This window comes from Modestobacter excelsi (assembly GCF_005930495.1).
GTDB classification, from domain to species: domain Bacteria; phylum Actinomycetota; class Actinomycetes; order Mycobacteriales; family Geodermatophilaceae; genus Modestobacter; species Modestobacter excelsi.
In genome coordinates this window covers 1-22,209 of record NZ_SJEX01000086.1, presented here as the reverse complement: position 1 = coordinate 22,209, position 22,209 = coordinate 1, and the positions used below count along the sequence as shown (strand labels likewise).

Below are 22,209 nucleotides of genomic sequence, written 5' to 3'. Positions count from 1 at the left end.
GTGACGCACGCCCCTGCCCGCCCGGTACCGCTGTCCGAGAAGACCCTCGGCGACCTGCCACCCGACGTCTCGGCGCCGGGGTACGACCGCGCGCTGCTGCGTCCGGGCATCGTGCACTTCGGGGTCGGCGGCTTCCACCGCGCCCACCAGGCCGTGTACCTGGACGAACTGGCCCGCCGCGGGGTGACCGACTGGGGCGTGGTCGGCGTCGGCCTGCACAGCCGGGCGATCGGTGAGGCGCTGGCCGCCCAGGACGGGCTGTACCTGGTGGTGGAGCGGGGCCCCGAGGTCGACCGCGCCAGCGTCGTCGGTGCGATCGTCCGGTACCTGTACGGCCCGGACTCACCCGACGCCGTCCTGGAGGCGCTCGCCGATGACGGCATCCGGGTGGTCACCCTGACCATCACCGGCACGAGCTACCGGATCGACCCGCACACCGGGGAGTTCGACGCCGACGACGAGGACGTGCAGGCCGACGTGCAGGACCCCGCCCACCCCCGCACGGTCTTCGGTTACGTCGTCGAGGCGCTGGACCGGCGGCGGCGCGCGGGGCAGCCCCCGTTCACGGTGCTGTCCTGCGACAACATGCAGGACAACGGGGCGGCTGCCCGCACCGCGATGGTGTCCTTCGCCCGGCTGCGCGACGAGGAGCTGGCCGCCTGGGTCGACGAGCACGTCGCCTTCCCCAGCAGCATGGTCGACCGGATCACCCCCACCACCAGTCCCGAGGACCGGGAGGCCGTCGTCGAGTCGACCGGCGTGGACGACCGGTGGCCGGTGGTCACCGAGCCTTTCCGGCAGTGGGTGGTCGAGGACTCCTTCGGCAACGGCCGGCCGCCGCTGGAGCAGGTCGGCGTCCAGTTCACCGAGGACGTGCACCCCTACGAGGTGGTCAAGACCCGGCTGCTCAACGCCGGCCACACCGCCATCGGCTACCTGGGCTACCTGGCCGGGCTCCGCACGACCGACCAGGTCATGGCCGACCCGGTGTTCCGCAGCTTCCTCACCCGACTGATGGCCGACGAGATCGCCCCGCTGCTGCCGTCGCCGCCGGGCATCGACCTGGCGGAGTACCAGGCGACGCTGCTCGAGCGGCTGAGCAACCCCCGGATGGCCGACGAGCTGGCCCGGCTCGGCCGGCGCGGCTCGTCGAAGATCCCGAACTACCTGCTGCCCTCCGTCCGGGACGCGATCGAGCAGGACCGGCCGCACCAGCTGCTGTGCCTCGCCGTCGCGGGCTGGCTGCGGTTCCTGCGCGGCTCGGACTACGCCGGCGAGGAGATGCCCGTGCAGGGGCCGCGCATGGACCTGGTGCCGGTGGCGCAGGAGGCCGGCACCGACGCCGGGCCGCTGCTGCACGAGAAGAGCGTCTTCGACCACGTCGGCCGGGACCCGCGGTTCGCCGAGCCGGTGCAGCGGGCCCTGGACGCGCTGGAACGCGAAGGCCCGCGCGAGGTCCTCGAGCGCTACCTCGCCGACGCCGGGGCCGGGGCATGACCGCGCTCGACGCCTCGGCGGCCGGCTTCCTGCTCTGCGACGCCGACGGGACGCTCTTCCCCTCCGAGGAGCCGGCGTACGCGGCGTCGGCCGGCGTGACCAACCGCTTCCTCGGCCACCTCGGCGCGGAGCGGGCCTACAGCCCGGCGGAGCTGCAGGGCATGACGAACGGCAAGAACTTCCGCGGCGCGGCCCAGGAGCTGGCCGCCGGCTACGGCCGCGAGCTCACCCGGGCCGACCTCGACGAGTGGGTGGCCGAGGAGAAGGACGTGGTCACCGCCCACCTGCGCAGCGTGCTGCAGCCGGACCCGGAGGTGCAGCGGCCCCTGGCCCGGCTCGCCGACCGGTTCACCCTGGCCGTGGTGACCTCCAGCGCGTCCTCCCGGCTCGACGCCTGCCTGGCGGCGACCGACCTGGCACCGCTCTTCCCGCCTGACCGGCGGTTCAGCGCCGAGGACTCCCTCCCCGAACCGACCAGCAAGCCGGACCCCGCAGTCTACGCCCATGCCGGCCAGACGCTGGGCATCACGCCCGACGAGGGCATCGCGGTCGAGGACTCGATCAACGGCGCCCTGTCGGCGGTGGCCGCCGGCTACCGGACCGTCGGCACGGTCCAGTTCGTGCCGGCGGAGGACCGCGAGGCCCGCACCCAGGCCCTGCGCGAGGCGGGTGCGGCCGTCGTCGTCAGCTCGTGGGAGGAGCTGGCCGAGCTGCTCCGCTGACCGGCGCGACGCCGGGGGACCAGGGCAGCGGCTCGGCCGGCACCGGCGGGGGCTCGCGCAGCGGGCGCTGGAACCAGCCGACGTCGTGCCACCGGCCGGACTTGAAGCCCGCCGCCCGGTACACGCCGACCGGGGTGAACCCGACCGCGGTGTGCAGCCCGACGCTGGCCGGGTTGGGCAGGGCGATCCCGGCGAACGCGGTGACGTGGCCCAGCGCGGCGAGCTCCGGCAGCAGCCGCGCGTACAGCGCCCGGCCGGTGCCGGCACCCCGCTCCCCCGCGGTCAGGTAGACCGAGCAGTCGACCGACCACCGGTAGGCCTCCCGGCTGCGGTGCCGGCCGGCGTACGCGTAGCCGACCACCGCGCCGTCCCGGCAGGCGACGAACCAGGGCAGCCGGGGAGCGGCGAGCATCCGCCGCGCCAGTTCGCCGGCGTCCGGTGCGACCGTCTCGAAGGAGGCCACCGAGTCGGTCACGTACGGGCGGTAGACGTCGGCGACCCCGGCGGCGTCGGCGACGTCGGCCGGCCGCACCTCGGCGGGGATGCGCACGGGTGGCATGCCGGTCGACCGGGGCCGGCGGCTACGCCGACGCCGACAGCGCGTCGGTCAGCAGCGCGACGAGCGCCTCCTGCTGCACGTCGGTGGAGGAGGAGACCTCTTCCTCGGATCCGTCGAGGGCCCGGGCGGCGAGGCCCGCCTTGCTGTCGATCAGCTCGGCGATCCGGGCGTCGATGGTCTGCGCGGCGATGATCCGCCAGGCGGTGACCGGGAGCTGCTGGCCGATCCGGTGGCTGCGGTCGATGGCCTGGGTCTGCTCCGCGTCGGTCCAGGAGAGCTCGGCGAGCACGATGTCGGAGGCGACCTGCAGGTTCAGGCCCACGCCGGCCGCGGTCAGGGAGCAGACCGCGATGGCGACGTCGGGATCGCGCACGAAGGCGTCGATGTTCCGCTGCCGCGCTCCCGGCGTCTGGTCGCCGCGGATGGAGGCGAAGCGGATGCCCTGCTTGCCGAAGGTCTCCTCGGCGACGTCCATCACGTCGACGTGCTTGGCGAAGAACACCACTTTGCCGGCACTGCGCGCGAGCTGGGCGGCGTAGTCGGCGGCGAGGCCGGCCTTCGCCTGACCGATGCGCCGCATCATGGTGAAGACGTTCTCGCTGGACGTCGACGTGCTCGCGTCCTTGAGCTCCCACCGGGCCACCGTGCGCACGAGGTCGTGGTCGATGCCCTCGACCACGGTGCCAGACCGACGGGCCGCCAGCGCGCTCTCGTACCGCGACACCAGCCGGCGGGCGAGGTCCCGCTCGGATGCCCGGATCGACCGGCCGGCCGGCCCGTCGAGCTCGACGGGGAGGTCGGCGATGCGCCGCGCGGGGATGTCGGCGGCCACGTCGACCTTGCGGCGCCGGACGATGCCCTGGTCGATGACGGCCTGCCGTGCGGCCGGGTAGAAGCCGGGGTCGGCGGGTGTGCGGCCGGCGTCCTCCAGCGCGTTCATCAGGCTGCCGAGCGGCTTGCTGTCGTCGATCCAGCCGAGGAACTGCCAGATGGCCCGGAAGTCGTCGATGTCGTTGATCAGCGGGGTGCCGGTGAGGGCCATCAGCAACGGCCGGACGGTGCGGGACCGGATGCGCTCGGAGAGCTCCAGCACGTGCTGGGAGCGCTGCGAGGACTTGTTCTTGATGAAGTGCGCCTCGTCGACGACCATCCCGCGGAACCCGAAGTCGCCCAGCCAGCCCACGTGGCGGTCGAGCACCTCGTAGTTGACGACGACGATGTCGGCGAAGCCGTCGACCGTGGTCCCGTCGCCCTGGATGACGGTCGCCGGGCGGTGCGGCGTCCAGCGCCCGGCCTCGCGGGCCCAGTTGGTCTTGACCACGTTCGGCACGACCACGAGCAGCGGGTAGGCGTCCGCCGCCTCCGCGGCGAGCAGCGCCTGGGCCGTCTTGCCCAGCCCGGGTTCGTCGGCGAGCAGGAAGGTCCGGTGCCCCTCGGCGGCAGCGGTGACCAGCTGCGCCTGGTGCGGCATCAGCTCCAGGCCACCGGCCAGACGCCGGGTGGACGGCGCGGGGAGCGCCATGCACGCCGGAGCGCCGCCACCGGCACGCTCGAAGGAGCTGAGCAGCGGGCCGAGCAGCTCCCAGCCGCCCAGCCGGCGGGGCCGGGCCACCACCGGGCGCGGAGCCGAGAAGTCGGGGGCCAGAAAGGGGTTGGCCAGCTGGCGGGAGATGACCGACTGCGGCACGACACGACGCTCGGGGGCGGCGGGCTCGGCGGTCTCGACCACGTCGGGTGCGGCACTCGCGGTCCGGACGGCGTCCCGCGTCGGCGTCCGCGTCCCGACGGCGGCGACGGCGTCCTCGGACAGGAGCGCGAGCAGGGCCGGGTCGCGCACGGCGGTCTTCGCGAGGATCGTCCCGATGCCGTCCAGGCGCTTGAGCTGCTCGGCCCGGTGGGTGTCACTGCCACCCTGCTCGGCCCGCACCCGGGCGTGCTCCTCGCGCAGCAGCAGGGCGACGTCCTGGAAGTCGGACCGCACCGCGGGCGTGACATGGCCGCGCTTGACGGCTGCCTCGACGTTCCGGACGGTCCGGGCGAGCGCCGCGATGGCGTCCTCGGGCTCGCGCCGCTGCTTGCTCGGGGCCGCACGGCGAGCGCCCGGCGCAGACCGGCCTCGTTGAGCCACAGACTCCTCCTCTGGAACGTCCGGCCCCGGCGTCGCGGTGACGGGTGGCCGACCGCAGGCACCCGGCTGCGGACGGCACGTCGCGCCGGCCGGGTGGCGGGCCCTGACCCGGTGCCCGGCGAGTGCTGGCGCCTGCGGGTCAGCCGGGACTGCGGTGCTGTCCGCTCCGACCCGTGCCCGCACAGGATGCGGGCACCTACGAGAGCAGCCCTCACAGGGACTGTGAGGGCTGCGTCATCGTCGTAGCGGGGGCAGGATTTGAACCTGCGACCTCTGGGTTATGAGCCCAGCGAGCTACCGAGCTGCTCCACCCCGCGTCGGTAGGACCACCATACATCAGCTCCGGCGGAACCGGTGGAGGGGTGGCCGCGTCGGGCGGCCACCCCCTGCCGTCAGCCCGTGGGCGTCGCCGGGGCGGCCTGCCCGTTGGCCGCCTGGTAGGCCTCGACCGCCGCCTGCAGCTGGGCCTGCGCCTGACCGATGGCGGCGAAGTCACCGGCCTTGGTCGCGTCGGCGAGGGCGGTCAGCGCGTCGTTGATCGCCGTCACCGCCGCATCCCGCGCGGCGCTGTCCACGGTGCCACCACCGGCGTCCGCCGGTGGTGCGGGCGTGGGCGCCGCGGTGTCGCTGGGCGCCGGTGCCGGTGACGTCGGCGTGGTCGGTGCGGGGGTCGTGCCGCTGTCGGCGGCCGCGTCACCGGCACCGTTCCCGAACACCTGGTCCAGCGCCTCGGCGAACGTGTCGGCGTAGCCGACCTTGTCGCCGTAGTTGACCAGCACCTTCTGCAGCAGCGGGAACGAGTTCTCGGCCGTGCCCTGGACGTACAGCGGTTCGACGTAGAGCAGGCCGCTGGTCCCGATCGGCAGCGTCAGCAGGTTGCCGAACACCGCCCGGGAGCTGGCGCTGTCGAACAGCGTGAGCTGGCTGCGGACCTCGCTGTTGGTGTTGAAGGACTGGAACACCTGCTGCGGCCCGCGGAACTGGGTGTTCCCCGGCAGCTGCAGGACCTGGATCTCGCCGTAGGTGTCCGGGTCGCTGGACACCGTCATGTAGGCGGACAGGTTCTCCCGCCGCAGCGCGTTCAGCGCACTGGTCAGCTGGAAGGTCGAGTTGCTCTCCCCCACCCGCTGGCTCAGCACGTAGTACGGCGGCTGCGGCTCCGTGGTGTTGTTGTTGACCGTCGGGTCGATCGGGACCTGCCAGAAGTCGTTGGCGTTGTAGAAGTCCGACGGGTTGTCCACGTGGTACTGGGTCAGCACGTCCCGCTGGAGCTTGAACAGGTCCTCCGGGTACCGGAAGTGGCTGCTCAGCTCGGCGCTGATCGCGCTGGCCGGCTTGACGGTCTTCGGGAAGGCCTTCATGTAGGTCTGCAGCACCGGGTCGCTGTCGTCGAAGGCGTAGAGGGTGACCGTGCCGTCGTAGGCGTCGACGGTCGCCTTCACCGAGTTGGACACGTAGTTGACCTGGTCGTTGGGCAGCGCCGAGGTGCCGGTGCCGGTCAGCGAGTCGGTGGTCGCCTCACCCAGGCTCTGCAGCGAGGAGTACGGGTAGGCGTCCGAGGTCGTGTAGGCGTCGACGATCCAGGTGATCCGCCCGTCGATGACGGCGGGGTACGGGTCGCCGTCGACCTGCAGGTAGGGCGCCGCCTTCTCCACCCGCTCCCGCGGGTCGCGGACGTAGAGCACCTTCGAGTTGTCGTTGACGGCGCTGGAGAGCAGGAAGTTGCGCTCGCGGTAGTAGATGGCGTAGGTCAGCTGCCGGAAGAAGCTGCCGATCGACACCCCGCCCTTGCCGTCGTAGGTGTTGTTCACCTGGCCCTCGGACCCGCTCTGCGGCCGGTCGAACTCCCGCGGCGCGGCGTCCTCGGCGCCCCCGACGACGGAGTACTCGTCGGTGCCGTTCACGTTGAGCAGCTCGCCGTAGTAGATCCGGGACTGGTCGACGTCGATGTTGCCGCGGGTGGGCAGGTCGCCGGTGGCGAAGTTCGGCTCGCCGCCGGCCTCGCCGGAGACCACCTGGTTCGCCGGCGCGGCCACGAAGCCGTTGCCGTGGGTGTAGACGGTGTGCTGGTTGATCCAGTTCGTCTGGTTGCCCGACAGCGACGAGGAGTCCAGCTCGCGGGCGGCGACGACGTAGTCCTGGGTCACCCCGTCGATCGTGTACCGGTCGATGTCCAGCTTCTCCGGGAAGCCGTAGACGTTGCGGATCTGCTGGCGGGCCAGGAACGTCGCCTGCAGCACGTTGGGGTCCAGCAGCCGGGCGTTGGAGATCGTGCCGGCGTCGCCGGCGAGGTCCGCCGTCGTCGGCGTGGACGTGGCGTCCCCGGAGCCGGCATCGGTGCCGGTCTCGTCCCCGGCGGCGGTGTCGGTGCCGTAGTCGACGTACTCGACGTCGGAGAGCTGGTAGGCGTCGCGGGTCGAGGCGAGGGCGCGCTCGATGTACGCCGCCTCCTTCTGGTCCGCCGAGGGCCGGACGACGAACTGCTGCATGATGGCCGGGAAGGCCACGCCGATGACCAGGCTGGAGAACAGCAGCAGCACCAGCGCGGCGGCCGGCAGCACGGTGTTGCGGAAGAAGATGTTGGCGAAGAACGCCACGGCGCAGATCGCGGCCACGAACACGAGGATGTTCTTCGCCGGCAGGAGCGCGTTGACGTCGGTGTAGGACGCCCCCGTGTAGACGTTGCCGCGGTCGGAGTAGACCGTGCCGTACCGGTCCAGCCAGTACGCGATGGCCTTCAGCACCAGGAAGATCCCCAGCAGGACCGACAGCTGCACCCGGGCAGCGCCGGTGAGCTTCTGGCCCGGGGTCTGCAGCCGCAGCCCGCCGAAGACGTAGTGGGTGAGCAGCGAGCCGATCAGCGCGAGCAGCACGATGGCGAACGCGAACCCCAGCGCCAGCCGGTAGAAGGGGTAGTCGAAGACGAAGAAGGAGATGTCCTTGCCGAACTGCGGGTCGGGGCGCCCGAAGTCGGTGGAGTTGCGGAAGGTCAGCCAGGTCTGCCAGCTGCCCTGGGCGGTGAACCCGGCGAACAGGCCGAGCACGACACCGATGGCGGTGAGCACCAGCTTGCGGCGGGGCTCGACCGACTGGCGGTAGCGCTCCAGGTTCTGCTGCTCCAGCGACATCGGCCGGAACGTGGGCCGGAACCGGTAGGCGAGGTGGACGGCGAGCGCCACCAGCCCGCCGGTGGCCACCCCGGCCACCGCGAACAGCAGGGCACGGGTCTGGACCTCGGTCCAGAAGACCTCGGTGAAGTTGGTCTCGTCGAACCAGAGGTAGTCGACGTAGACGTTGGTGAGCGTGCCGATGACGGTGAAGAGCACCAGCAGCACGGCGACGACGCCGATGACCAGCTTGGCGCGCCGGGACAGCGTCGGCACCGGCACGGGGGGCCGCATGGCCACGGTCGGTCTCCTGTCTTTCCTACGACCTACGAGGTGGCGAGCACGGGGACCCGGCCACGGGACACGGCGACCGCGGTGGGTCCGGACGCCCCGGGGACGCCGATGGTCGGACCGCGGTCCGCTCCGTCAACTGTTCCCGGCGGCGGCGGGTTCCCGGCCGCGCCACAAGCAGACCACGGCTCCCTGGCAGGGGGGTCAGCAGCCCGGCGGTGTGGTGCCGGCCCGGAGGTCCGCCAGCGCGGTGAGCGCGTCGTCCAGGGTGGCGACCCGGGCCATCGGCAGGCCGGGCTGGGCGTTCTGCAGGGCCTCGGCGCAGTTCTCCGCCGGGACGAGGAACATCTCGGCGCCGATCTCCCGGGCGGCGACCATCTTCAGCGGGATGCCGCCGATCGGGCCGACCGAGCCGTCGGCGGCGATCGTGCCGGTCCCGGCGACGACCGCCCCCTCGGTGAGGTCGGTGTCGCCCACCATGTCGATGATGCCGAGGGTCAGCATCAGGCCGGCCGAGGGACCGCCCACGTCGTCCACCTCGATGTCGACGTCGAACGGGGCGTACGGCGTCTGCAGGACCAGCACCCCCAGCGCCGAGCCGCCGCCCTCCGCCGCCGTCCCGGTGGTGACCGTGGCGGTGCCGGGGACGCCCAGCCGGGTGTAGGCCACCGGGACCGTCGAGCCGGGCGGGATCGCGGCCAGCGCGGCGGTGAGCGCGTCCTGGGTCGGGGTCGGGACGCCGTCGACGGCGGTGAGCGCGTCCCCCGCCGCCAGCCGGCCCTCCGACGGCGAGTCCTCGGAGAGGTCCTGGACGACGACCTCCTCCGGGTAGCCCAGCTCGGCGAGCGCCGCGCCGCGGGCCGCCTGCTCGGAGGTGAGGAAGGCCTGCCGGTTCTGCGCCTGGGTCTCCTCGACCGACTGGTCGGAGGGGTAGACCTGCTCGCGCGGGACGACGATGACCTCGTCGTCGAACCAGCCCTGCACCGCGCCGACCAGGGTGAGCGGGTGCGTCGGGATGCCGACCGTGGTCAGGTTCAGGTTGCCCGAGGTGTCGTTCGGCTCGCGGCCGGTCAGCGAGATGATCGGCGTGCCGTCGATGTCACCGAGGGTGTTGTACGTCGGCCCCGGCACCTGGGCGACGTAGGGCACCGGGAGCAGCGCACCCAGCACCCCGAAGAGCAGCAGCAGCACCGTCCCGGTGACCAGGACGGTGGTCCGTCGACTCACGACTCCTCCTCGCGGGGCGGCCGCCCGCGAGCCGGCCGCCCGGGCGTCGGCGGCACGAGGTCAGCGGCGGGTGGCCGCGACGGGCGCACCCGTCGAACGGCGAGCGTAGGTGACCCGCCTGGATCGGCGGCCGGACCGACGCCGGCGCGGCCCGGGCGCGGGCCGGTGCGCGGCGCGGCCGAGGGGCGGTCAGCGTGGTCGTGCGCGTCTACGGTGGGTCCATGAGCGATCTTCCCTTCGGCTTCGGGCTCCCCGACCGTGACCCCGAGAAGCGGGACGAGTCCGGGCAGGGCGGTGGCGCGGGCGGCAACGACCCGTTCGGCCTCGGCGCGCTGTTCGGGCCGATGGGCGGCGTCGGCCCCGGTGCCGGCAACCCGGCGGACCTGCTGGGCAAGATGCCGCTGTTCGCCGAGCTGCAGAAGCTGATGAGCTGGTCGGGCGGCCCGGTCAACTGGGACCTCGCCCGGCAGGGCGCGGTCAGCCAGCTGGCCCCCGGGCACCAGCCGACGTCGGCCGCCGAGCAGGCCGCGGTCAGCGAGGCGCTGCGCCTGGCCGACCTGTGGCTGGACCAGGTGACCGAGCTGCCCTCGGGCATCGACCGCGGGCTGGCCTGGTCGCGGGTCGACTGGGTGGAGCAGACCCTGCCGGCCTGGACGGCGCTGATCGACCCGCTGGCCGAGCGCGTGGTCGCCGCGATGACCAGCGCGCTGCCTGCGGAGGCCGCCCAGATGGCCGGCCCGCTGGCCGGGATCATGGGCCAGATGGGCGGGGTCATGTTCGGCGCCCAGGTGGGCCAGGCCCTGGCCAAGCTGGCCGACGAGGTCACCACCAGCACCGACGTCGGCCTGCCGCTGGGGCCCAAGGGCGCCGGCGTGCTGGTGCCGCAGAACGTGACCGCCTTCGGCGCGGGCCTGGACCGGCCCGAGGACGAGGTGCGGCTGTTCCTCGCGCTGCGCGAGGCCGCCCACCAGCGCCTGTTCGCCCACGTGCCGTGGCTGCGCCAGCAGCTCACCGACGCCGTGCACGCCTACGCCCGAGGCATCCACGTCGACCCGGAGGCGATCCAGCGGGGTCTCGACGAGGCGATGAGCGGCATGGAGGGCGGGCTGGACCCCAACGACCCGGAGAGCGTGCAGCGCCTGCTGGGCAGCGGTGTCCTCGAGCCGGAGGAGACCCCGGAGCAGCAGATGGCGCTGCGCCGGCTGGAGACCCTGCTGGCGCTGGTCGAGGGCTGGGTGGACAGCGTCGTGTCCGCGGCGGCCGCCGAGCGGCTGCCCGGGTACTCGGCCCTGGCCGAGACGATGCGCCGGCGCCGCGCGTCGGGCGGGCCGGCCGAGCAGACCTTCGCCACGCTGGTGGGGCTCGAGCTGCGCCCGCGCCGGCTGCGCGACGCCAGCACCGCCTGGGGTGCGATGGCCCAGCAGCACGGCACAGCCGAGCGTGACCGGCTCTGGTCGCACCCGGACCTGCTGCCGACCTCGGAGGACCTCGACGAGCCGCTGGACTTCGTGGCCCGGCAGGGGGCGTCCGACCCGTTCGCCGGCCTGACCGACGGCCTCCAGGAGCCCGACGACGACAGCACCGACGACGGGCAGTCCCCCCGGAGCTGATCGAGCACGGCCCCGCTGCAGGGCCCGCCGCGAGCTCACGAGCGGTGAGGGCAGCGGGGCCGTGCTAGGAGACGGCGCCGGGCTCCAGCTCGTCGTCGGCGTCGTCGGCTGCCCCGTCGCCGGCGGGCAGCGAGCCGTCGGAGCCGAACTCGACACCCTCCAGGAAGCCCAGCGCCCGCTCGGCCCGCGGGTAGGCGTGCACGAGGGACCAGAAGTGCGCGTTGTGGGTCGGCTCCAGCAGGTGCGCGAGCTCGTGCACCAGCACGTAGTCCACGACGAACTCGGGCATGCCGCGCAGCCGGCCGGACAGCCGGATGGTGCGGTCGGCCGGGGTGCACGAACCCCAGCGCCGGTTCTGGTTCTCCACCCACCGGACGCTGACCGGCACCGCCTGGCCGTCGAGGTGGGCTGCGGACAGCTCACGCGCGCGGGCCATCAGCTCGTCGTCGGACCCGAGGGTGCGCCGCCGGCGCTCCTCGCGGGTCTGCAGCTTGGCGACCATCTGGTCGACCCAGCGCCGCTCCTCGGCCGCGGTGAACGCGGCGGGGATGAGCACGACGGTGCGGCCGTGCTCCCGGTAGGCCGTCACGGTGCGGCGGCGCCGGGCGCTGCGGCGCACCTCGATCTCCCCGGCGACCTCGGCGTGCCCAGGGGCGGTCCGCGCAGCAGGGACGGCGGTCGACGCAGCCGGCGTCCGGCGGTCAGGTCGCGGTTCCACACACGCACGGTAACCGGCGGCCCGGCTGCCGCCCAGCGCGAGGACACCCGGTCGTGGAAGGTGCACACGGACAGTGGACACCGCCGACGCCGGTGTCCCCCGAACGGAGGACGGGGCGCCTCCACTCCACAGGCTCGGTACGGCGTCCCCGCTGGTGAGAGGCCCGCAAGCGGGTCACTGGCGCGGCTGCCCACCGGACGTCCCCCGCTGGTGCACAGCGACACCCCGACGGGTCCCCACTCAGTCCACAGCTCTGTCCACAGGGTGTGGGAGACGGGTCCCCGGCGGTGCCCCGCCGTGCCGTGCCGACCGCCCCCTGTGGACGACGCCCCGGCGGCTGCGCCCGTGCTGGCACCCTGCCAACGGTGACCGAGAGCCCGCACCCGCTGCTGCCCTCCGCGACACCGGTCCTCCGGCTGGACGCCGAGGTGCTGCAGGTCGGCGGGGTCGACGGCGGCACGGGACTGCGGGTCTCCCCCGCGGGCGCGGAGATCGCCACGCTGCTGCGGCGGCTGGACGGCCGCCGCAGCCAGCGTGCGGTGCGCGGGGACGCGATGGCCGGTGGGCTGCCCGGTGACGTCGTCGACGACCTGCTGGCCGGCCTCCGCGCGGCCGGCCTCGTGCACGACCTCGCCGCGACCGACCTGCTCGCCACCGATCCCGGCCCGGCGGCCGCCGCCCGCGCGGCGGCCGAGCTGCCGGCGGCGGTGCCGGGCCGGCAGGACGGTGGCCGGTGGCGGGCGCGCCGGCAGAGCGCGGTGGTCGTGGAGGGGGCGAACCGGGTCGGGACGCCGCTCGCCGCCGTGCTGGCCGCCAGCGGCGTCGGCCGGGTGCACGTCCGCGACCGGGGGACGACCGGCGCCGGGGACGCGATCGTGGGCGGGGCGAGCGCGGCCGACGAGGGGCGTCCGCGGTCGCTGTCCGCCGCCGACGCCGTCCGCCGGGCCAGCCCGCTCACCGACCTGCGCCCCCTCCCGCCGGACACCGCGCCCGACCTCGTCGTCCTGACCCGGCCGTGGGCGGCGGTCGACCCGCTGTCGGGGGCGTGGCAGCGGGCCGGGACACCCCACCTGGTGGCGACCGTGCGGCAGGAGACGGGGGTCGTCGGCCCGTTCGTGCTGCCCGGGGTCAGCAGCTGCCTGCACTGCGCCGAGGCACGGCGCCGGGACGACGACCCGTCCTGGCCGCGGCTGGCCGCCCAGCTCGCTGCCGTGGACGCCGATCCCGGCGGCTCGACGATCACCTGCCTGCTCACCGCGCTGACCGCGGCCGTCCAGGTGCTCGCCCACCTGGACGGCTCGGGGCAGCCCGCGACCGTGGACGCCACCCTCGAACTGGGCCCGCCGGCCTTCCTGCCGCGGCTGCGCCGGTGGCCGCCGCACCCCTTCTGCGGCTGCGTCGGCCCGGCCCAGCGCGGCGGCGACGGGGACAGGGGACACTGGGCCGGTGACTGACACCGGACGGGACATCCCACGGGGGGCGGTTTCCCGAACGGCGAGGCTGGCCGCGCTCCCCCTGGGCGCTGCAGGACGAGCCACGCTGGGCATCGGCAAGAAGTTGTCCGGGCGGCCGGCCGATGAGGTCGACGCCGAGCTTCAGCAGCGGACCGCCGAACAGCTGTTCGCCGTCCTCGGCCAGCTCAAGGGCGGGGCGATGAAGCTCGGCCAGCAGCTGTCCATCTTCGAGGCCGCGGTGCCCGAGGAGGTCGCCGGCCCCTACCGGGAGGCGCTGGTCAAGCTGCAGGAGGCCGCCCCGCCGATGCCGGTGCGCACGGTGCACGCGGTGCTCGCCCAGCAGCTGGGGGGCCGGTGGCGCGAGCGGTTCCGTGAGTTCGACGACGACCCCGCCGCCGCGGCGAGCATCGGCCAGGTGCACCGGGCCACCTGGCGGGACGGCCGGGACGTCGCGGTGAAGATCCAGTACCCCGGGGCCGGCACCGCGCTGATGGCCGACCTCAACCAGCTGGCCCGCTTCGCCCGGCTGTTCGCCACGATGTTCCCCGGCATGGAGGTCAAGCCGCTCATCGCGGAGCTGAAGGCCCGGGCCGAGGAGGAGCTGGACTACGGGCTGGAGGCCGACGCCCAGCGCGGTTTCGCCGCCGCCTACGCCGGCGACGACCAGATCGTCGTCCCCCGGGTGGTGGCGAGCGCGCCGAAGGTGATCGTCTCGGAGTGGCTGGAGGGCACGCCGCTGTCGGCGATCATCGCCGACGGCAGCCGCGAGCAGCGGGACCGTGCCGGACTGCTGATGGTCGAGCTGCACTTCTCCGGCCCGCAGCGCGCCGGGCTCCTGCACGCCGACCCGCACCCGGGGAACTTCCGGCTGCTGCCCGACGGACGGCTGGGGGTCATCGACTTCGGCGCCACGGCCCGGCTGCCCGACGGGCTGCCCGAGCCGATCGGCCGGCTGGTGCGCTGGGCGCTGGAGGGCCGCGCCGAGGACGTGCTCGCCGACCTGCGCGTCGAGGGGTTCGTCCGGCAGACCGTCGAGGTGGACGCCCAGGGGGTCCTGGACTTCCTGCTGCCCTTCCTGGCGCCGCTCGCCGCGCCGGACTTCCAGTTCACCCGGGCGTGGATGCAGGAGCAGGCCGCCCGGATCGGCGACCCGCGCAGTGACGCCAGCCGGCTCGGCCGGCAGCTCAACCTGCCCCCGGCCTACCTGCTCATCCACCGGGTGACGATCGGTTCGATCGGCGTGCTCTGCCAGCTCGACGCCCGGGCGGCCTACCGCGGGGTCTGCGAGGAGTGGCTGCCCGGCTTCGCCGGGTAGGAGGTCGCGGCTGCGCACATCGTCGTCCTCCGGACGACACCGCAGTCAGCTGCCGGGGGTCGTTGCGTCGGGCCGTCGGGTCCGTCCCGGTCGGGAGCCTGCGACCCCCGACCGGGACGGACAGCGGCTCTCGCCGCGACGACAGGCGCTGGGCCTTCACCACACGGCGGAGTTGGCCCGGGCGGCGCGCTGCGACGCCCGGGCCGCCCTGCGGGACCAGCGCCGGGCGCTGGCCAGCCGGCGGGCGCGGGCGGCCTGCCCCGCCTCGGCGAGCCGCTGGTCCATGTGGGAACGGACCAGGTCCTGGTCGATCAGGTACATCTCGTGTCCTCTGCGGGCAGTGACGCCGTCGGACGGCGCCGGGTGGAGGTGCATCGGGTGACGGGGCGCCCGGACGACGGGCGCCGGACTGCGGACGGGCACGGGCTCCGGTGGTGGCCGCTCATGCCGCCGCCTCCGTACGGACCTTCGGCGGACGGCCGCGGGGCCGCTTCCGGGCGATGACGACCCCCCGGTCGAAGATCTCGCCGCCCCAGACGCCCCAGGGCTCGGCCCGGTCCAGGGCGCCGGCCAGGCAGGCGCTCCGGACAGGGCACCCGGCGCACAGCCGCTTGGCCTGCTCGAGCTCGGCCGGGCGCTCGGCGAACCACAGGTCGGGGTCCTGGACCCGGCAGGGCAGGGCCCGCCGAGCACCCCCCGGGTTGTCGGTGGACGCGTGCGTGCGGTCGAGCCCGAGCCGGGAACGGGACGGCGCTGGGTCGATCGTGGTCTGCACGGCCGCTCTCCTCTTCTTCGTCTCTGCGGCCGGTCGGCGGAGGCCCCGCCGACCGGTGGTCGGTGTGGGGCCGCGGACTCGCCTGGCGAAAGACGGAGGCCGCGGTTCCCGGTGTCCGGGATCCGCGGCCTCGAGGAGGACCAGCTGGGCGTTGGCTAGCTCAGTGGGTCTTCCGGGGGCAGGTCACCCGGGGTGCTGCTGGGGTGCTCGACGGGGACGCCGGCGACGGCGAACTCCTGCAGAGCGGTGGTCTGGACGGACGGACGAGCGGTGCCGCCGAGTGCGGCACCCGCGGCGATCAGGCCGCGGAGACGGAACGGGGACGCGGTACCGGAGACGGGCAGACCCGTCCCCGACCACGGGGCGGCGGAGGGCGGCGTCAGGACGACCCGATCGACGGAGCACATGCCGACGGCCGGCGGGGTCACGGTGCCTGCGCCGGTGGCGTTCATGTCGGTGCTGATCACGGGGCCCCTCCTTCCGGGGGTCGGAGCCCGGCCTGCCGGCCGGTCTCGCTGCGGTCTGCGCTCGTGCGGTGCTGCGGAGTGCGTCCTGGGTCACTTCCAGGTGGTGGAGCAAAGGTTAGGGATCGACGCCGAGGGGGTCAATCGAATTAACGGCCACGCCTCCAGGGCCCGCGGCGAGCTCGCGGGTCGTGGGGGGAGGGGTGGTCCTTCAACCGGCCTCGATGACGCCGAGCACCTCGGTGCCGTACATCTCGAGCTTGCGGGAGCCCACGCCGGGCAGCGCGGACAGCTCCCGCACCGAGGACGGCCGGCTCTCCGCGATCGCCTGCAGCGTGGCGTCGGTGAACACGACGTAGGCCGGGACCGACGCGGCCTGGGCCGTGCTGCTCCGCCACTCCCGCAGCCGCTCGAACAGCTCTCCCGCCTCACCCTCCAGCACGACCTTGGCCCGCGTGGCCGGGCGGCGCGGCGCGGCAGCGGCGTCGGGGGCGAGCCCGTCGAGGAACCGGCTGCGCGGCCGCGACCGCCGTCCGCCCGGGTTCCGCGCCAGCGACCAGGACAGCGTCAGCTGCTCGCGGGCTCGGGTGACCGCCACGTAGAGCAGCCGCCGCTCCTCCTCGACCGCCTCCGGCCGCGACTGGGACTGCGCGATCGGCACGACGCCGTCCACCAGGCCCACCACGAACACCGCGTCCCACTCCAGGCCCTTGGCCGCGTGCATCGACGCCAGCGTCACGCCCTGCACGGTCGGCGCGTGCTGGGCGTTGGCCCGCTCGGCGAGGTGCCCGACGAACCCGGCGAGGTCCAACGTGGGCTGCTCGGCGACGAGGTCGACGGCGAGGTCGACGAGGGCGGCCAGCGACTGCCAGCGGTCCCGCGCCGTGCCCCCCGGCGGAGGGCGGTGCTCCACCCAGCCGGTGGAGGCCAGCACGTCGCGGACGGCGGGCACCAGGGCGCCGGGCTCGTTGCCGCCGGCCGCGGCACCGCGCAGCAGCAGCACCGCCTCGCGGATCTCGGGCCGCTCGAAGAACCGCTCGCCGCCCTTGAGCACGTAGGGGACGCCCACATCGGCCAACGCCGACTCGTACACCTGCGACTGCGCGTTGATCCGGAACAGGACGGCGATCTCGCTGGCCGGCAGCCCACCGTCGATGAGCTCGCGGCAGGCCTTCGCGACCGCGGCGGCCTCGGCCGGCTCGTCGGGGTGCTCGACGAACCTCGGCGCCGGGCCCTCGGCCCGCTGACCCAGCAGCCGCAGGCCGGGCAGCCCCTTGCGCGGCGGAGCCTGGCCGATCAGCTTGTTGGCCAGGCCCACCACCTGCGGCGTCGACCGGTAGTCCCGCTCCAGCTTGACCACCTCGGCGTCGCCGTAGCGGTCGGCGAAGCCGAGCAGGTACTCGGGGTCCGCGCCGGTGAAGGAGTAGATGGTCTGGTTGGGGTCACCGACGACGCACACCTCGGCGCGACCGCCCAGCCAGGCGTCCAGCAGCCGCTGCTGCAGCGGGTTGACGTCCTGGTACTCGTCGACGACGAAGTGCCGGTACTGCGCGCGCACCTCGCGGGCGACGTCAGGGTGCTCCTCGATCGCGTACGCGGTGACCAGCAGCAGGTCCTCGAAGTCCAGCGATCCGTCGCGGGACTTGGCCTCCTCGTAGCTGCGGTAGACCGCGGCGACCGCCGAGGGGTCGAACGGGGCCTCCCGCGAGGCCGCGGCAGCCCGCGCCGGGTAGTCCTCCGGGGTGGCCAGCGTGGTCTTCGCCCACTCGATCTCGCTGGCCAGGTCGCGCAGGCTCGCGCGGTCGGTGGTCAGCCGGTTGCGGGTGGCGGCACCCGCCACCACCCGGAGCTTGTTCTCGATCAGCTCGGGCATCGGGCCGCCGAGCACCCGCGGCGCGAAGTACCGCAGCTGGCGCATCGCCGCCGCGTGGAAGGTGCGCGCCTGGACACCGCCGACGCCCAGCGCCGACAGCCGGCCGCGCAGCTCACCGGCCGCGCGCGCGGTGAAGGTCACCGCCAGCACCTGCTCGGGGACGTACTCCCCCAGGTGCACGCCGTAGGCGATCCGGTGGGTGATGGTCCGGGTCTTGCCGGTGCCGGCACCGGCGAGGATGCAGACCGGCCCGCGCACCGCCTCGGCCGCGGCCCGCTGCTGCTCGTCCAACCCGGCGAGCACCGCCTCCGCGCCCGCCGTCCCCTCGACCACCTGCTCTTCTGCGACCCGCGGCATCCCCACACGACGAGTCTCCCAGCCCGCACCGACAGGCGGGGGAAGGATCCCCAGGCACGCGGCGTTGGTGGGGCGCATGCCCCGGACGCCCCGGCCATCCCTCCCCCCGGGTGGCCCGCCCGGGGAGACGCGAGGGAGGATCCACCCGATGAGCGCTCCGACGACCGCGGTGACCATGTACACCACCAACTGGTGTGGTTACTGCATGCGGCTGAAGAAGTTGATGCAGCGCGACGGCATCGACTTCGCCGAGGTCAACATCGAGGTGGACGAGAGCGCCGCCGAGCTGGTCATGCAGGCGAACGGCGGGAACCGCACGGTGCCCACCCTCGTGTTCGCCGACGGCACCGCCCTGACCAACCCGAGCATCGACCAGGTGAAGGCCCAGCTCGCGCGGCTCCCGGGCGCGTGATCCCCGGCCCGCGGCCCCCGGGGGGCGATGATCGCCACCCGGGGGGCTGCGGGACCGCACCCTCGGACCGGCCGTTGGCAGCGAGAGAGGGTGTGATGGACCCGACGGTGGAGCAGCCTGCCGCGCTGGTCCCTGCGGTGCTGCCCACCGACGTGGTCCGCACCCCGGCCGGGCAGCCGGCCGCCCTGGTGGTCCGCTGCGGCCGCGGCTGGACTGTGCTGAGCCCCGAGGACGACGGCGCGTGGACCGACGTCTCGGGCCGGGTCGCCGGGGAGGGTGACGCGCTGAGCCTGGTCGAGGCGATGTCGCTGGCCGACCTGGTCGCCGCCGAGCACGGGTCCAGCCCGGAGCCGGGCCGCGACGCCCGCCGGGCGGCCCGCACGGGAGCCGGCCCGGCGGACGACGACGCCGCACCGCCCGCCGACCCGCGGGACGAGGAGATCGCGGCGCTGCGTCGCACCATCGGTCAGCTCGAGCACGCGCTGGCCGCGCGGGTGTCCATCGAACGCGCGCTGGGTGTCCTCGCCGAACGGCACGGCACCACCCCGCGGGAGGCCTTCGAGGCCCTCCGCCGGAACGCCCGCTCCCAGGGCCGGCCTGCCCAGGAGCTGGCCACCGAGGTGCTCGACGGTCTGACCTCCCACACCGACGGCCCGGGCGCGACCGCCGCCCAGCCCGGTCCTCTCCCGACCGCCGAGCCGCGCCCCGTGGGGGTGGGGCCCTCCGCCCGGCGGGTGCAACGCGGCCCGCGCCGGACCGGCAGCAGCGACGTCGTCCCCGGGGCGCCCCGCTGACCGCTCCGCTCCCGCTCTCCCCGCCGGCGCTCGCCGACCGGCTGGCCGCGCTCCTCGCCGGCGTCTCCCCCGAGCCCGGCGCCGCCGCACTGCGGGTCGCCGTCGACGGCCCGGAGCTGCCCGGCGCTCCCGGGGTCACCGGGCCGCACGCACTGGCCGCGGAGCTGGCCACCCGGCTGCCCGGCCTGAGCCGTCCGGCGGTCGTCGTCCCGGCCGAGGGCTTCTACCGGCCGGCCTCGCTGCGGCTCGAGCACGGCCGCACCGACCCGGACGCGCGCTACACCGACTGGCTGGACCCCGCGGCGCTGGCCCGTGAGGTGCTGGACCGCAGCGGGCCGCGGGGGCCCGGTGAGCACCTGCCCGCGCTGTGGGACCTGGTGCGGGACCGCGCCGCCCGGCTGGACTACCGCCCGACGCCGCCGGGCGGGGTGCTGCTGGTGCCCGGGTCACTGCTGCAGGGCCTCGGGCTGGCGTTCGACGTGGTCGTCCACCTGCGGGTCAGCCCGGCCGCCCGCCGGCGCCGGGTGCCCGCGGACCGGGCGTGGGAGCTGCCCGCCTTCGACCGCTACGACGACGAGGTGGACCCCACCTCGCTCGCCGACGCGGTCGTCCTGGCCGACCACCCCGACCGCCCCGCCCTCCTCCTGCAGGGGGCGTTCAGCTGAACTCGCCGGCCACCCAGCGGTCGATGATGTGCCGGGCGATCGAGACGTTCGGTGGCAGGGCCTGCGGGCCGGTGCCCGAGCGCAGCTCGTCCCGGCTGAACCAGCGGGCCTCCTCGATCTCGTCGTGGTCGATCTGCAGCTGCTCCTCCGTCGCGCGGGCGACGAAGCCGAGCATCAGCGACTGCGGGAACGGCCACGGCTGGCTGGAGACGTAGCGGACGTCGGTGACCGCGATCCCGACCTCCTCGGCGACCTCGCGGACCACGGCCGCCTCGGCGGACTCCCCCGGCTCGACGAAGCCGGCCAGGATGGAGAACCGGCCCGGCGGCCACACCGCCTGGCGGCCGAGCACGCAGCGGTCACCGCCGTCGTGGACCAGCATGATCACCGCCGGGTCCGTCCGCGGGAAGACCTCGCTGCCGCTCACCGGGTCGCGCTGCACCCAGCCGGCCCGCTCGATCGTCGTCGGTGCACCGGTGAGCGGGGAGAACCTGTTGCGCTCGTGCCACTCGACGATGCCCACCGCCTGGGCCAGCAGGCCGGCGTCCAGGTCACCCAGCTCGGCACCGACCTCCCGGAGCCCGGCCCAGCTGTCGACCGGCCGCCCGCCGACGCTGAGCGAGCGGGGAGCCCGCAGCGCGGCGTAGGGGACGTCGTCGGCCTCGCCCAGGTAGATGGCGCCCTCGGGCAGCGTGGGCTGCTCGTCGTAGACCAGCTCGGGGCCGCCCGGGCCCTCCTGCACCGGCACCGTGCGCCGCTCGTCGATCCGCAGCACGCGCACCGGTCGGCCCTGCGTGGGGTCGGGCAGCGACCGCGCCAGGTGCCCGCGGTCGTGGCCGGTACGGGACAGCAGCGGGACCTCGGTGGTCGCCCCCGCGCGCCGGTCCTCGGGCCAGTCGCTGCGGGGAGGCGGCGGGTTGTCGGCGGCGGTGCTGCCGCCGGGTGGGACGGTCATGCCCCGGGCTCGACGGCCGCGGCGGTGACCTCGACCGGGCCCAGGACCTGCAACTGGTCGGCAGCCTGGTCGGCGTCGCCGACCACCACCGCGGTCAGCCCGGCCGGGGACAGCCACCGGCGGGAGGCCTCGGTGACCTCGTCGATGCCGACCGTGGCGAGCGCCCGCTGGTGGTCGGCCAGCCAGTCGGCGGAGAGCCCGGCGCCGATCAGCGCCGACAGGGTGCTCGCCAGGCCGGCGTGGGTCGCCGTCCCGAGGGCCAGGGTGCCGAGCAGGTAACGGCGGGCGGAGTCCAGCTCGGCCTCGGTCACCGGGGTGAGCGCCATCCGGCCCAGCTCGTACCAGGTCTCCAGCAGCGCCGGCCCGGTGACGGCGGTGGCCACGTCGGCGTCCACGGTGAACGAGGAGCCGGCCATCAGGTGCTCCACGCCGCTGCGCGGGCTGTAGGTGTACCCGCGCCGCTCGCGGATGTTCTCCACCAGCCGGGAGGAGAAGTACCCGCCGAACACCATGCTGGCCAGCCTCAGCGCAGGCAGCTGCGGATCGGTGCGGCCCGGCGCGGGCCCACCCAGCCGCAGGTTGGACTGGACGGCGCCGGGGCGGTGCACCAGCTGCAGCGGCTGCGGGACGACGGCGGGCACGGGGCCGGCCGCGACGGCCTTCCCCTCCGCGGTCCAGCCGGCCAGGGCGGTGGCCACGACGTCCTGGGCGGTGGCCGGGTCGACGTCCCCGACGAGGACGAGGGTGCTGCCCGCGGGCAGCACCCGCTCGCGGTGCAGCTTGCGCAGCGCGGCCGGGGTGACCGCGGCGACCAGCTCGGGGGCGGGCAGCTGCTGGGCGTAGGGGTGGGCGCCGTACCGGCGGGCGGCGAGGGCGCTGCGGGCGATCACCCCGGGCTGCGAGCGGGCGATGTGCACCCGCTCGACCACCCGGGCGCGCTCGGCGTCGACCGGGCCCGCCGGGTAGGTGGGCGCGGCGAGCAGCTCGGCGAGCACGCCCAGGACGGCACCGAGGCCGTCCGGCAGCATCGTGGTGGAGAACAGCAGCCGGTCGGCGTCGGCGGAGACCGACAGCTCTCCACCGTGCGCCTGCAGCAGCTGCGCGATCCCCAGCTGGTCGTGTGCGGCGGTGCCCAGCAGCACCGCGCCGGACAGGACGCTGGTGCGCGCCGCGTGCGCGGCGGCCTGCCGGGGCGCCGCGGCGGCGAAGGGCACCCGCAGCCGGAGCTCCACCAGCGGCACGCCCGGGCGGGGCACGACGACCAGCCGCAGCCCGCTGGGCAGCGT

Annotated in this window: 19 protein-coding genes and 1 tRNA gene; 8 read left to right on the top strand and 12 right to left on the bottom strand. The window is 74.8% G+C overall.

Going from position 1 to position 22,209, the window contains the following annotated elements:
* Both FHL80_RS21250 and FHL80_RS21245 read left to right on the top strand, forming a co-directional pair.
* On the top strand, positions 1 to 1,497 hold a 1,497-nt coding region (locus FHL80_RS21250), incomplete at its 5' end, for a mannitol dehydrogenase family protein (protein WP_246078857.1).
* Positions 1,494 to 2,219, top strand: a complete 726-nt coding sequence (locus FHL80_RS21245; RefSeq protein ID WP_138735338.1) for an HAD family hydrolase — start codon at positions 1,494 to 1,496, stop codon at positions 2,217 to 2,219. The genes FHL80_RS21250 and FHL80_RS21245, both read left to right, overlap by 4 nt.
* On the opposite strand, the gene FHL80_RS21240 is transcribed toward FHL80_RS21245, so the two are convergent.
* The 5 genes from FHL80_RS21240 to FHL80_RS21220 form a co-directional block, all read right to left on the bottom strand.
* On the bottom strand, positions 2,182 to 2,769 hold the full coding sequence (locus FHL80_RS21240; protein WP_246078856.1) for a GNAT family N-acetyltransferase: 588 nt from the start codon (positions 2,767 to 2,769) through the stop codon (positions 2,182 to 2,184). The genes FHL80_RS21245 and FHL80_RS21240 overlap by 38 nt on opposite strands.
* Before the next feature lie 31 nt (positions 2,770 to 2,800).
* A complete protein-coding gene (locus tag FHL80_RS21235; protein WP_138735336.1) occupies positions 2,801 to 4,906 on the bottom strand; it encodes a DEAD/DEAH box helicase in 2,106 nt (701 codons plus the stop codon).
* A gap of 243 nt (positions 4,907 to 5,149) precedes the next feature.
* A tRNA-Met gene (locus FHL80_RS21230) sits at positions 5,150 to 5,223 on the bottom strand.
* A 75-nt stretch (positions 5,224 to 5,298) separates the two neighbouring features.
* Positions 5,299 to 8,307 carry a UPF0182 family membrane protein gene (locus FHL80_RS21225; RefSeq protein ID WP_246078858.1) on the bottom strand — a complete coding sequence of 1,003 codons (3,009 nt, stop codon included), beginning with the start codon at positions 8,305 to 8,307 and terminating at the stop codon, positions 5,299 to 5,301.
* A gap of 201 nt (positions 8,308 to 8,508) precedes the next feature.
* Positions 8,509 to 9,531, bottom strand: coding sequence for a YlbL family protein (locus FHL80_RS21220; RefSeq protein ID WP_138735334.1), 1,023 nt, complete (start codon positions 9,529 to 9,531; stop codon positions 8,509 to 8,511).
* A 221-nt stretch (positions 9,532 to 9,752) separates the two neighbouring features.
* Between FHL80_RS21220 and FHL80_RS21215 the strand changes: the two genes are divergently transcribed.
* Positions 9,753 to 11,141, top strand: coding sequence for a zinc-dependent metalloprotease (locus tag FHL80_RS21215; RefSeq protein WP_138735333.1), 1,389 nt, complete (start codon positions 9,753 to 9,755; stop codon positions 11,139 to 11,141).
* Positions 11,142 to 11,205: 64 nt separating this feature from the next.
* Here the strand turns inward: FHL80_RS21215 and FHL80_RS21210 are convergent, their stop codons facing one another.
* Complete coding sequence (locus FHL80_RS21210) at positions 11,206 to 11,859, bottom strand: M48 metallopeptidase family protein (protein WP_246078855.1); 654 nt, start codon at positions 11,857 to 11,859, stop codon at positions 11,206 to 11,208.
* Between the two features lie 365 nt (positions 11,860 to 12,224).
* On the opposite strand from FHL80_RS21210, the gene FHL80_RS21205 reads away from it, so the two are divergent.
* On the top strand, positions 12,225 to 13,313 hold the full coding sequence (locus FHL80_RS21205) for a ThiF family adenylyltransferase (RefSeq protein ID WP_138735332.1): 1,089 nt from the start codon (positions 12,225 to 12,227) through the stop codon (positions 13,311 to 13,313).
* Positions 13,306 to 14,628, top strand: coding sequence for an ABC1 kinase family protein (locus FHL80_RS21200; protein WP_138735331.1), 1,323 nt, complete (start codon positions 13,306 to 13,308; stop codon positions 14,626 to 14,628). The genes FHL80_RS21205 and FHL80_RS21200 overlap by 8 nt, the downstream gene beginning before the upstream one ends.
* Positions 14,629 to 14,784: 156 nt before the next feature.
* Here the strand turns inward: FHL80_RS21200 and FHL80_RS25770 are convergent, their stop codons facing one another.
* The 4 genes from FHL80_RS25770 to FHL80_RS21185 form a co-directional block, all read right to left on the bottom strand.
* Positions 14,785 to 15,003: a putative WhiB-interacting protein gene (locus FHL80_RS25770; RefSeq protein ID WP_500684525.1), complete on the bottom strand. Its 219-nt coding sequence runs from the start codon at positions 15,001 to 15,003 to the stop codon at positions 14,785 to 14,787.
* Positions 15,004 to 15,070: 67 nt separating this feature from the next.
* On the bottom strand, positions 15,071 to 15,403 hold the full coding sequence (locus FHL80_RS21195; RefSeq protein WP_281283550.1) for a WhiB family transcriptional regulator: 333 nt from the start codon (positions 15,401 to 15,403) through the stop codon (positions 15,071 to 15,073).
* 155 nt (positions 15,404 to 15,558) lie between these two features.
* The gene (locus tag FHL80_RS21190; protein ID WP_138735330.1) at positions 15,559 to 15,870 is read right to left on the bottom strand and encodes a hypothetical protein; all 312 of its coding nucleotides are present in this window, start codon (positions 15,868 to 15,870) and stop codon (positions 15,559 to 15,561) included.
* A 208-nt stretch (positions 15,871 to 16,078) separates the two neighbouring features.
* Positions 16,079 to 18,097: an ATP-dependent DNA helicase UvrD2 gene (locus tag FHL80_RS21185; protein WP_138735329.1), complete on the bottom strand. Its 2,019-nt coding sequence runs from the start codon at positions 18,095 to 18,097 to the stop codon at positions 16,079 to 16,081.
* A 148-nt stretch (positions 18,098 to 18,245) separates the two neighbouring features.
* Between FHL80_RS21185 and FHL80_RS21180 the strand changes: the two genes are divergently transcribed.
* From FHL80_RS21180 to FHL80_RS26485, 3 genes are all read left to right on the top strand, one after another.
* A complete protein-coding gene (locus tag FHL80_RS21180; protein WP_138735328.1) occupies positions 18,246 to 18,509 on the top strand; it encodes a mycoredoxin in 264 nt (87 codons plus the stop codon).
* 107 nt (positions 18,510 to 18,616) lie between these two features.
* Entirely contained in the window at positions 18,617 to 19,303 is a 687-nt protein-coding gene (locus tag FHL80_RS21175; protein WP_246078854.1) for an ANTAR domain-containing protein, read from the top strand.
* 317 nt (positions 19,304 to 19,620) lie between these two features.
* On the top strand, positions 19,621 to 19,968 hold the full coding sequence (locus FHL80_RS26485) for a hypothetical protein (RefSeq protein WP_246078853.1): 348 nt from the start codon (positions 19,621 to 19,623) through the stop codon (positions 19,966 to 19,968).
* Here FHL80_RS26485 and nudC read toward each other — a convergent pair.
* The gene (gene nudC, locus FHL80_RS21165) at positions 19,961 to 20,923 is read right to left on the bottom strand and encodes an NAD(+) diphosphatase (protein WP_138735325.1); all 963 of its coding nucleotides are present in this window, start codon (positions 20,921 to 20,923) and stop codon (positions 19,961 to 19,963) included. The two genes, FHL80_RS26485 and nudC, sit on opposite strands and share 8 nt — an antisense overlap.
* Positions 20,920 to 22,209: M16 family metallopeptidase (locus FHL80_RS21160; protein WP_138735324.1), on the bottom strand; the 1,290-nt coding region annotated here is incomplete at its 5' end. The genes FHL80_RS21160 and nudC, both read right to left, overlap by 4 nt.

Bases quoted from the DNA above. Each gene is read 5' to 3' on its own strand.
- FHL80_RS21225 (WP_246078858.1), bottom strand. From the start codon at position 8,307: ATGCGGCCCCCCGTGCCGGTGCCGACGCTGTCCCGGCGCGCCAAGCTG.
- nudC (WP_138735325.1), bottom strand. From the start codon at position 20,923: ATGACCGTCCCACCCGGCGGCAGCACCGCCGCCGACAACCCGCCGCCT.
- FHL80_RS21215 (WP_138735333.1), top strand. From the start codon at position 9,753: ATGAGCGATCTTCCCTTCGGCTTCGGGCTCCCCGACCGTGACCCCGAG.
- FHL80_RS21185 (WP_138735329.1), bottom strand. From the start codon at position 18,097: ATGCCGCGGGTCGCAGAAGAGCAGGTGGTCGAGGGGACGGCGGGCGCG.
- FHL80_RS25770 (WP_500684525.1), bottom strand. From the start codon at position 15,003: ATGCACCTCCACCCGGCGCCGTCCGACGGCGTCACTGCCCGCAGAGGA.
- FHL80_RS21245 (WP_138735338.1), top strand. From the start codon at position 1,494: ATGACCGCGCTCGACGCCTCGGCGGCCGGCTTCCTGCTCTGCGACGCC.
- FHL80_RS21180 (WP_138735328.1), top strand. From the start codon at position 18,246: ATGAGCGCTCCGACGACCGCGGTGACCATGTACACCACCAACTGGTGT.